This window comes from Phormidium pseudopriestleyi FRX01, from assembly GCF_017313335.1.
GTDB lineage: Bacteria > Cyanobacteriota > Cyanobacteriia > Cyanobacteriales > Laspinemataceae > Laspinema > Laspinema pseudopriestleyi.
In genome coordinates, this window is the sequence record NZ_JAFLQW010000101.1 from 1 (window position 1) to 10,873 (window position 10,873).

General features: G+C 47.9%; 5 protein-coding genes. 2 read left to right on the forward strand and 3 right to left on the reverse strand.

Annotated elements, in window-relative coordinates; all coding sequences use genetic code 11:
* Positions 1–211: 211 nt before the first annotated feature.
* Positions 212–2,614, reverse strand: a complete 2,403-nt coding sequence (locus J0895_RS04045; RefSeq protein ID WP_207086840.1) for a GAF domain-containing protein — start codon at positions 2,612–2,614, stop codon at positions 212–214.
* Between the two features lie 621 nt (positions 2,615–3,235).
* Positions 3,236–4,744 (reverse strand): UbiD family decarboxylase, encoded by a 1,509-nt coding sequence (locus tag J0895_RS04050; RefSeq protein ID WP_207086841.1) that lies wholly within the window; start codon positions 4,742–4,744, stop codon positions 3,236–3,238.
* Between the two features lie 68 nt (positions 4,745–4,812).
* Here J0895_RS04050 and J0895_RS04055 point away from each other — a divergent pair, with 68 nt between their 5' ends.
* Together J0895_RS04055 and hppD are read left to right on the forward strand one after the other, a co-directional pair.
* Entirely contained in the window at positions 4,813–6,651 is a 1,839-nt protein-coding gene (locus J0895_RS04055) for an NYN domain-containing protein (protein WP_207086842.1), read from the forward strand.
* A gap of 72 nt (positions 6,652–6,723) precedes the next feature.
* The gene (gene hppD, locus J0895_RS04060) at positions 6,724–7,830 is read left to right on the forward strand and encodes a 4-hydroxyphenylpyruvate dioxygenase (RefSeq protein WP_207086843.1); all 1,107 of its coding nucleotides are present in this window, start codon (positions 6,724–6,726) and stop codon (positions 7,828–7,830) included.
* Positions 7,831–7,994: 164 nt separating this feature from the next.
* On the opposite strand, the gene J0895_RS04065 is transcribed toward hppD, so the two are convergent.
* A complete protein-coding gene (locus J0895_RS04065; protein ID WP_207086844.1) occupies positions 7,995–10,262 on the reverse strand; it encodes a caspase family protein in 2,268 nt (755 codons plus the stop codon).
* Positions 10,263–10,873: the final 611 nt, after the last annotated feature.

A 10,873-nucleotide genomic window follows, 5' to 3' on the forward strand; every position in this document is an offset into this window, starting at 1 on the left:
AGCAAATATCTTAAGAAAGGTAGCGGCGACACTGGGATTTAATCTTAGTGGAGTCAGTAGGGGTGCTTTGACTACGCCCTTAAGGTTCAGATTCTGGACTCTTAAAGAATCCCACGCTCTAAAGAGCGTGGGAGTGTCAATTCTTATCTCTGTATCTTCCCGCTACGGTACCGAAACCCTAATCGAATGTGGAAGGGCGATCGCCACCCCCTCACTCACCTAGGGATGGAGAGCCATTGAGTGCCAAGTCTGGTAATGAATTGGATGCAGGGAGAACACGAACCCGGGCGAATTTGAGACCCGACACTCCCGGTTGGGGTTCCACGGTGCCAAACTCAATCTTGTCGGCCACCCAACCTTCCCGGGCTAAATAGCGCAAATACTGTTCATATTCTTCCCATTCCTTGTTAGTCGCGTAGACTACGGTTAACATCCCCGGTTGGGTAATCCGATCGCCGGTTTGCGCTTCTACTCCCTTGTCAATCCGCTTTTTGACAATTTCATACCGGGTATCCCGGGTCCCCCGAACATCAAACAGTCTCTCGGTCTTTTCATCATGAAAAATATCCACGGTGCAATCTTGCACCAAAACCAGATGGGTCACTTGCAGAGTCGTTTGGTAATCCGCTTGAATTCTCAATGCCACCCGCGCACAGTCACAAACAGCCCGAAGTTGTTCATAGCGTAAACTGTGCAAATGAAAACGCGAAAAAGATGGATTAATCGCCGCGCCTGCATAAATCATGTGATCAATGCCATCGCTACATTCCACATCACAGTAATGGGGAATGATTTTCTGCATTTTCTCCTGCCAAATCTCCCAAGTGTCTCTCAGACGCGCATTAATTTGATTTACCGTCTCGTCATACCGCGATCGCGCCACATAAACACAGTCATGTTCATTATCACAAGCGGCTCGATAGGTCGCCACAGCCTCTGCTGCTAATGGCGAACAGTGGCAAAAATAGTCAAAATACCCTTCCAGATGGTCTTTCAAATACTCGATCGCCGTAACTTCTCCATCCACGGTGACCCCCCGTTGAATCCCCTCAATTCGTTCCAACAGATCCAGTCTCAGTTGTTCCACAAAACTCTGTTCCTCAGCGGTACAAACCGCTTCCACCACGGCTAACCCCAACTGAAACTGTTCGATTAAATCCGCTTCAATTGCTCGGTTCCGCTCGTCTGAGGACCCGCGAATATCGGATATCCCATACAGCGGATAAAGTTCGGCAAAGATGATCGCCTCTGGTGGCAATCCCCAACTGCGCCGTTCTAACTCCTGAATAAACCGCCATTCTACAGAGGGATGAATGTTGGTAAATTGGGTCAACCGTTGTTGGACAATTTGGCGTAATGCTACCGTAAACGGAGCAACCAGTTCCTCTCCCCGGCGAATATCGATGGAATGGAAGTGATGGGGATGACTCTTCGTTAACCCCACTAATCCGACCATTTGCTGGGATTGGGACGGCGATCGCCTTGCTAATCGGGAATCATTCCCACTCACCTGGACCACCAGGGGAATCAATAACAAGGAACGCACTCCCGCCTCCACCAATTGCTTTTCGCACTCCCCAGTCCAATCTGCACTTAAATTCGTGACATTCCAGATCCGATTGGCTGCTGCCGCTTGCAGGAAGTGGGACCCTTGGAGGGAGTCGAGAGGATAACTGGTGACGCTCAAGTTTCTCGATTCGGTTTCCACAAACAGGCGGACGGGATCTCTTTCTGTACTCAGGATAAAGCTGTTGTCACATCTAAACAGGGATTTTAGGTGCTGATTAATTTGCCGAAAGCGATCGGGACGTAAAATCGAGTGGGTACTAATCAGTAACTGGGAAATCTGCCGAATGGTCTCCCGAATAGTGACATCCACCCCTTCTAGGAGGAGTAACCCCTCAACGCGATAATTCTCCCAACAGACTCGCTGTTCCAAGCTTTCCAGGGTGGAGAGGTCCGTAAGGCTTTCGGGATTTTCGGGTCGGGAGTGCTGTTCTAGGCGTAAATCTGCAAACTCATCTTGATCAGGATCGAGGGGGATAATTTTGAGTCCTGCCGCATTCACCCAAAACTCAATCATCCTCGGTTCTGAGTAGTTTGGGCTCTGAAAGCTGACGATCGCCGGTTCATCCCATCCCAACTGACTCTTGAGGTCAATTCCATAGCGATCGCCCAGAATTCGCAACAGTACCTGACGGCGATATAACTGTTCCAACCCCTGGCGATCGCCTTCACTCAAGTGATCCTGTAGCAAATGGTGCAACAACCTTTGGCGATCGTCCCGGCTTTGTGAATCCAGACTCGGCTGAATTCCCGCCAGTTGACACAAGGTTGGATTCCCATAACAAAGGGTAAAATTTTGGGGTTCAACGGCTGCGATTAACAGTTTCGTCCCCCGTCCCAATCGACTGAGACAGTCTAAATTGTCCTTCCAAATTCTAATTTTTTCCCCTTCCGACGACGCCTGCAAATCACCAGACAGGCTCTGCCACAGTGCATCCTCATCGGACAGTGATTCCTGATTAGCTGTCGGGGAAATCTCCCCTGAAAGCGGGTCTATCTCCCGATAGGAGTCTATACCTCTATTGAAGATTGACGGAGAATCATTCATAATTTTGGGATAGATGCGGTTTGGGCCTGGTTGTCTTCACACGGATGCTGTTGGCTGAACATTCGTTATTTTTAAACCCTGTATTCCCCAGCTTTTGGAGAGACTCCCCTTGGTATTATGGGGCGACTGTGCCCCAACGAACCGGCGTAGAAATTAACCCTGACTTTAATTTATCCAAGTGATACAAAAGGCCCTTTTTATTTTCTTTAACTTAAAAATGATGATAGCCGATTTCGAGGGAAGTGCCAAGCTAGAGTCTTGACTCTCTCAGCAGAGGCCCGCTAAAAATTTCAGGATATTTCTATTTGGCCTATTTGAGAAAAATATTTGAGCCGCTTAATCCTAAAACTAGCTTTGAAATATTTGTTCTAAATTAGCCCGCACAGGGCTCTGGTGAGCAAAGCCTGCCCTGAGCCCCGCCTGTCCTGAGCCCCGCCTGTCCTGAGCCCCGCCTGTCCTGAGCCCCGTCGAAGCCTGTCCTGAGCCCTGAGCCAGTCGAAGGGTCGAAGGGGGTCGAAGGGTCGAAGGGTCGAAGGGTCGAAGCACGGGCTTTGTTCTTAGAGTCTAGCCAACAAAAGTAAGGCAAGTTTTCATCTTACAATTTGGGCTAATTTAAACCGATTAGTTAATTTCATATCCAAATAAATTGGGATTAACTTCGGCTAATTTTAAATCGGCTAAACCATACTCGGCCCAACGGCGATCAACTCTTGCCGCCATCTCCGGATCGGACTCTAATGGTTCTCCCCATTCATGTTCTGTTTCGGGAGGAATTTTGGTGGTGGCATCGATACCCATGCGTCCGCCTAAGCCAATTTTTTCACTGGCAAAATCTAAACTATCAAAGGGAGTATTAGGTAAAATAAAGACATCACGTACCGGGTCAACTTTAGAGGAAATTGCCCAAACCACTTGGCGAGGGTCACGAATATTAATATCTTTATCCACCACAATCACAAATTTGGTGTAAGTAAACTGGGGTAAGGCACTCCAAAAGGCTAAAGCAGCACGTCTAGCTTGGCCGGGATAGGCTTTATCAATGGAAATAATCGCCGCTTTGTAACTCAGGGCTTCCATTGGCAGGAAAAAGTCTACAATTTCTGAGACTTGTTGTCGCAAAATTGGGGTATAAATGCGATTGAGGGCGATCGCCATCATTGCTTCTTCTTTGGGGGGACGTCCGCTAAAGGTGGTTAGATAAACCGGATTTTGGCGATGGGTCATGCAGTGAAAGCGGACCAAGGGGGAATCTTCAACCCCGCCATAATAGCCCATGTGGTCGCCAAAAGGTCCATCGGGGAGGACTTCCCCAGGGGTAATCGTTCCCTCTAGGACAAATTCTGAGTCTGCCGGGACTTCTAAATCCACGGTTTTACATTTGGCGAGGGCGACGCCAGAACCGCCATAGAGTCCGGCAAATAGCCATTCGGAAAGGTCTACGGGAATCGGGGTGGCAGCGGCCATAATGATTAAGGGATCGACACCGAGGGCGATCGCAATTTCCAGTTTTTTACCCTGTTCTGCGGCTTTTCGCAAATGTCTGGCCCCACCGCGTACCGATAGCCAATGCACGGTCATGGTATTGTGAGATTGCAACTGTAAGCGATACACCCCGACATTGGGCGTTCCTGTCTCACAATCTTTAGTAATGACCAATCCCAGGGTGATGATTTTCCCTGCATCTCCACAATAGGGACGAATTAAGGGTAACTGGGTTAAGTCTAAGTCATCCCCTTGAATCACCACTTGCTGACAGGCGGGGAAAAAGTCCCGTCCGGGTTTTGCCTTGAGGACATCAAAGAGCACTTTGCCAAACTCTACCGCCTGGGCAATTTTTTTGGGAGGTTTAGGCTGTTGTAAGAGGGCCAGTTTCCTGCCGAGTTCCTCTAATTCCAGGGGTTTTTCCATGTTCATGGACCAACAGACTCGTTCCTCGGTCCCTAAGAGGTTGATTGCTACAGGATAGGGTGATCCTTTGACATTCTCGAACAGGAGTGCAGGTCCTCCGGCTTGTAGCATCCGGTTGGAAATCTCGGCTATCTCTAAATCGGGGTCAACGCAGGCGGTAATCCGTCGGAGTTGTCCCCTATTTTCTAGGAGGTTCAGGAATTCCCGTAAATCTCGTGCCATGTTTATCCATCAATCGAGCTATCGTCTTTTATTATGATGGAATACTGTCACTTTCTACGGGAATCGCTATGCGAGACGATCCGAGTTTGACTGCTAATCAGGTATTAGAGGCGATCGCGCCATTAAGTCGTTTGATTTCCAAAACCCTTTGGATAGTCTCTCAACACCATCCCGAATGGCTGCATGAAAAATTTAGAAATCAATCCTGGCATCGGGAGGAGTTTCAAGTTAAATTATCAGAAAAAATAGCAACAGAGTTACGCCAAAATCATCAAGATATAGACACCCTAATTCGGAGAGTGATTAAGCTTTTAGAAGCTTTTATGAAACCTCCCTTTTTTGTGTCTTATGAATTTTTAGAATTAATCCAAAATTTTCGGACTGTACTTAAATTTCCAGAACAAATCGTCCGGGCAGACCCGGCCCTTTCATCGGGAACGCTAACGGTTCAATCGGACCTTGAAACTCAAAGTTTAGAACAATTTGCCATTCGCTTAGGCTTTAATTTGCCGGAAGCCATTTCTCTGGGAATGGCGGCCCAATTTAATGCGGCGAAAAACTTGACGGTGGGGGGAATTGCCATTTTACTTTTAGATGCTGAGAATTTATCTTTAGATGAAGAAGCAGAAAAAATTTTAAAGCAAGTTTGTCAATATGATTTACAAATTAAAATTGCCTTTGCCAATTGGCAAAAAATGGGCAAAAAGGATGTTCAACTCCATAAGCGTCATTATGAACTAATTCATGTTCCGCCGGGTAAAGATAGTGCGGATGTGAAAATGGCAACGGTGGGTTCCTCTATTTTTGTTCACTATCCCAATGCTAAGGAGGTGTTTGTTTGTTCGTCGGATGGGGTGATGACTCATTTATGTACAACGCTTCAGACTCACGGATTAACGGTGTATCTGGTTCGGAAACAGGGGAAAAGTTTAACGGTTTTAAACACGCAGACGGGTAAAACCCAGACTTATGGGATGGAGGAAATTAGCCCGGTTCTTTCGGTAGAGGAATGCGTTAAAATGTTCAAGGGTATCCTCAAAGTTGAACAGAAAACAAGCGGTAAACAGTGGATTAAATTTTCCCGGGTTTGTGTTGTGTTTCAGGACCGTTATCAAATCCCCCTGAGTCAAGTGGAAATCGCCTCGGAACCGGGGAAAAAAGCCCGGGACATCTTTGGCGATCGCCCGGATGATTTTGTCGTCCATCAAGTTCCAGGAGATTCCGAACTTTACATTGCTTTATTCGATTGTCAAGAGTTAACATCAATCCCCGAGGTTGACTCTCCACCCATGAGTTTAAACACCCCTACAATGCCACAGGGTTCCCTTCACAATGGGTTTAATGGGAGAGAAGAAGTTGAACAGGCATTAGAACGGGCGATCGCCTCCATGCACAAGAAACATCCCGGAATGCCTATTTCCACGGGAATGCTGGGTTCGGAATTTAAAGAACTCTATGGTCAAAATCCGAATTGGATCATTAAAAAATTAGGACTCGGGGGAAATTTTAGTAAATTTTTACAGTCGAGTTCGAGATTTACCCTGACCCCATCCCCCCAGACAGGTGAAGTAATCATCGGTGAAAAACACAGCCATCCTCCTAACGCTTTCACTCTGACACCGGGAATCACTTCTGCCTCTTCTTCAGTCATCACCACCTCGGGAGACTTAGAAAAATGTTTGATAGAGTTATTGGTCAGATTAACCGAAAAATCACCGGGAAATTCCATCCCTCTTTCTTACCTGGCAAGTGAATTTAATGCCCAATATGGAGTTCCGATTACCCAACTTATGAAAGGCTTGCCAATAAAAGGAAAATTAACCCATTTCCTGGAGTTATCTAAAGCGTTTAAATTAAAAAAAGTAGGGAAAGTGTATCAAGTCGCCCTAATGTCAAAAACATCTTAACCCCTCCGTTTTTTGAGGAAACGAGTAAAATTAAAGGGCATTAGAGTCATTGAGGGCAGTTATATCGGATTCATGGAAATCGATTACATTCACTTTTACGTTAAAGATGCTACGGCACAACGGGACTGGTTCGTAGATTGCCTAGGATTTGAGGCGATCGCCAGTTTCACCCACACCGACACTCACACGGAACTGATTCAAAGTGGGTTAGTTCGGTTTGCACTCTCTTCACCCTTGTCTGTTGCTTCTCCTGTCGCGGAATATCTCGATCGCCATCCTCCGGGAGTCGCAGATATTGCTTTTGCCGTTGAGGATTTAGCATCCTGCTTGCATCAAGCTACTGCTGCCGGTGCCAAAGTCTTACAACCCATACAGGAACAACCCCCATCTTTTCAACCCTTAAAATGGGCAAAAATTGCTGGATGGGGAGAACTAAGTCATACCTTAATTCAACGGGGTAACTCCCCTGATGCCATCCCTAGTCTCCCTGACCCAATTTATCCCATTTTAATGGATGAAACCCTTGAAAATTCAACCTACTCACCCCCTCTTTCTCAGAGTCTCTATCTCAATATTGACCATTTTGTTTTAAATGTCAAAAAAGGAGACTTAAAAACTGCTGTTTCCTGGTATGAAAAGGTTTTCGGATTTCAAGGTCAGCAAATCTTTGATATCCAAACTGAACGGTCTGGATTACACTCTCAAGTCATGATTTATCCCGAGAGTTCCATTCAGTTTCCCATGAATGAACCGACCTCCGATACTTCTCAAGTTCAAGAATTTTTAGAGATAAATCGAGGTCCGGGGATTCAGCATATTGCCTTGAAAACAAATAATATTCTGGGAACTGTTGCCCAGTTACAGGAAAATGGTGTCTCGTTTATTGATGTGCCACCGACCTATTATGCAAACCTGCGTCAACGTCCTGGGTTTGATGAAGGGTCAGCAAAGTGGCAGGACATTGAAAGGAAACAAATTTTAGTCGATTGGCATCCTGAAACCCCAAATTCCCTGTTACTACAAACCTTTACTCAACCCATTTTTGAACAACCCACTTTCTTTTTTGAGGTCATTGAACGTCGGGAAGATGCAGCAGGATTTGGCGAAGGAAATTTTCAAGCCTTATTTGAGGCGATCGAACGAGAACAACTAAAACGAGAGGAACAGGATTCGCCCTAATCTCCCTCACTGAACTCTTTCCTGTCTCTACCCTAAACACAGAGGAGGGTGGACAATGCCAGTACAGTTTTAGATCCCCAGGACAAGAAACCGGGTTGTTGACTCAGATTGGTGAGGAATTGCCAAAGCTGTTGAGAACAACCCGGTTGGTCTTCCCTATGCTGTTAAATCGCCCGGTAGATAAAGCTGAGAGTGGCCCAGTGATCTACATGAAGCGCCCAGCGATCGGGGGAAGTGTTGGCATTGGGGAGACTGACAATGCTGGCGGTATGGAGATCCTGCAAGATCGCTTGGGCGATCGCCAGGGGATTGGTTAACGGAATCAGGGGTTGGGCATCTCCCTGTGGACGCATTAACCCCGATAAAGCGGAAAAGGTTTTCGTAAAAGGACTGGATGAAAAAATCACCTGGGTTTCCGTTAATCCCGCTTGACCATGAACCACCCATGATCCCATACCGGAACCCGTAGGAATCGTTAAGGTTTCCCCGGGAAGCAGCAGGTTTTGTTCTAAGGTAGGCTGAGTTTGTCCGCTATTAGAAGTGCTTGGGTCATCAGACGGATAGAGAACGATCGCATTGCCACTGTTATCTAAGGAAAACAACAGGCAGTACAGGGGGCGATCGCTATAATTAAAAGCCCGATAGCGAATCCGACTCCCCAAGGGAACCCCTAACGGACTATTCCCATTGCGCGAAAGGGGAACTCCAGATAACTCGGGGGCTTCCCAGGGGGCGCGACGGGTTTCGCTTTGAACGATCGCCTTCGCGGAGGGTCCCAAGGTTTCCAAGTTAACCCGCACCCCCAACCGGGAAGACCCTTCATTGGCGCTCAACCTCAATAATTTGGTCGCCAGTAAGGTTTGCAGTTGCGGAACTAACCGTTGCGCCGAGGATTTAATCGCTTCTCCCTGTTCTCCCATCGTATTCAGCCGCAGGTTTTTCCCCAGGGAAAACAGCGCATAACTCCCGGGGGGAATGATCGGCAAGGCGGAACTAGGCAGTTGGGCTAACATCGCCTCTTGAGCTCGCCCAAATAAATAGTCTGCCGGTTGTTCTCCGGCAATCACCGTGGTCACTCGGGGAATTCCTGCAAAGGCACTGGTGGCATCCACCCGTTCAATCCGTTGCAATCCTGCATCTAAAGCAACGGTCAAGTTGATGTTACGGGGAATTGTCCGGACTGTTTCTTGGACGACTTGACCGACTTTCACGGGGTTGGGAGACTGAGGCGTTGACTTTTCAAGCCCTAAGACTTGGGTTTTAACGGTTAATCCGTCTCGCGATCGCACCTGTAAGCGGTAGGATGGCAGGTCACTTTCCCCTGAAAGAACCGGGGTAAAAATCGAATTAACTTCTAAGGATTCGATCGCCAGGGCTGGAAGTCCTCCTAACCATAAAACTGCCGTTTGACCGTTGTCTTCTAGGGCTGTAACGGCACCCTCAGCACTGGGTTGATTAAACACAAAACCTGGTAAGGTTTCATCGGGAGGATTGTTCCCTTCCCCGGACGGTGGCGCTTCTAAGGTTTTTAACAGTTGGGGTTGTTGCAGGGGAAAGCCCGCAATTTGCTGGACTGCACAAGCGGCTTTCTGGAGGCTAGATTGCAGAGTATTAGTTGGGGTTGCTAACCAGAGTTGCTGAGTCATGGCATAAGTAAAAACTCCAGCACTAAAACCATTCCATCGCCCTTCGGTGGCTAACTGATTGGCACCGGAGGCCGCCAAAACAACTCCTTTAAAGGAGGAAGGCGATCGCGGAAACAATAAGGTAGGTTTTGGGCTAATGGTTTCCAGAAAGGCGAGTTCCGCATCACTCGGATTGCCCGTGGGAACCCCTTGTTGGGAGCGAATTCGGAGATTTCCTTGGAGGGTGGTCCCCGGATAGCTGTAGCAGGTATCCAAGACGGCGATCGCCCGGTCGGTTTTCAGCGATCGCAACAGTTCCCACAAAGTCGCTTCTAAAATATCATTGGCGGGTCGTCCCCCACTGCCGGTTCCCCCATCCACAGGCATCAAACTCGTTTGCAATCCCGTGGTGGATTGGTCCCAATTAATCCGCCGCCCATATCCACTAAAGTGGAACACCACCAAATCCCCGTTGGTGGCTTGCTGTCCCAAGTGATTGATAAAAGCATCTTCAATATTGGCACGAGTGGCTTGTTCATCGGTGAGGGTGACGATATCCCGGGGATTAAACCCAAACCGATATACCAACAGTTCTCGTTGCAGTTCCACATCCGTGACACAACCGGAAAGGGGATTTAGGCCCGGATAGGCGTTGATCCCCACTAACAACGCCAACTTGCCAGCGGCGGGTGCTGCCAAAGCTTGGTAATAGCGCTGGCTAGATTTCCAGATGATGGACTCGCTAATTCCCAACCCGGCTAGGATGCCGCTTGCCCTGCGTAAAAATTCTCGTCGCTTCAGTCCCATTCCCTAAATTGTCCTTCTTACCCTTATAAAGCTTATTTTGAAACGGGAATGGACTCGTGGCAACCCGAGGGGCAGCTTCTTTCTTCGTTGACTCATCACGGGTTGATCACGGTCTCATCGTGGGGAGTCCATTCCCTTGGTTCGGTCATGAGAACCACTTTCTACCGGGACCCGTTGCGATATACCGTGGGGTCTTCCTTCCCGGAGTGTTTCTCCACCCATCTTGGGTTCAGTGAGGTCTCTCCTCTCCTGGAACCCGAATCTTTAATATTCTTTTGTTAAGAGAGTCTGGCAAACAGAGGTGAACTTTGCATTTGGTCTTTGTCAATTTTGCCCAGATCTTCTCACCACTCGCCAGTTTTTCCGGGCATTCTTTTTTTCTCTCTTGGACTGCCGTTTCCGTCTCCCAATGGGGACAAACAGACAAAAATTTAGCTAGACAGACGGGAATCCCTACACTATACCGATCAAAGGTTAGTGTGGGATGAAAGGCGCGGTGAGATGAGGATTCCACTCGCTTACAACCTCCCACGCCGTAGGCGTTGAGCCGTGAGCGTGTGGATGACGAGACGAACGACTCTTTATTGTTTTGAAAAGCACTACCCCACTAA

Bases quoted from the DNA above. Each gene is read 5' to 3' on its own strand.
- J0895_RS04045 (WP_207086840.1), bottom strand. From the start codon at position 2,614: ATGAATGATTCTCCGTCAATCTTCAATAGAGGTATAGACTCCTATCGG.
- J0895_RS04050 (WP_207086841.1), bottom strand. From the start codon at position 4,744: ATGGCACGAGATTTACGGGAATTCCTGAACCTCCTAGAAAATAGGGGA.
- J0895_RS04055 (WP_207086842.1), top strand. From the start codon at position 4,813: ATGCGAGACGATCCGAGTTTGACTGCTAATCAGGTATTAGAGGCGATC.
- hppD (WP_207086843.1), top strand. From the start codon at position 6,724: ATGGAAATCGATTACATTCACTTTTACGTTAAAGATGCTACGGCACAA.
- J0895_RS04065 (WP_207086844.1), bottom strand. From the start codon at position 10,262: ATGGGACTGAAGCGACGAGAATTTTTACGCAGGGCAAGCGGCATCCTA.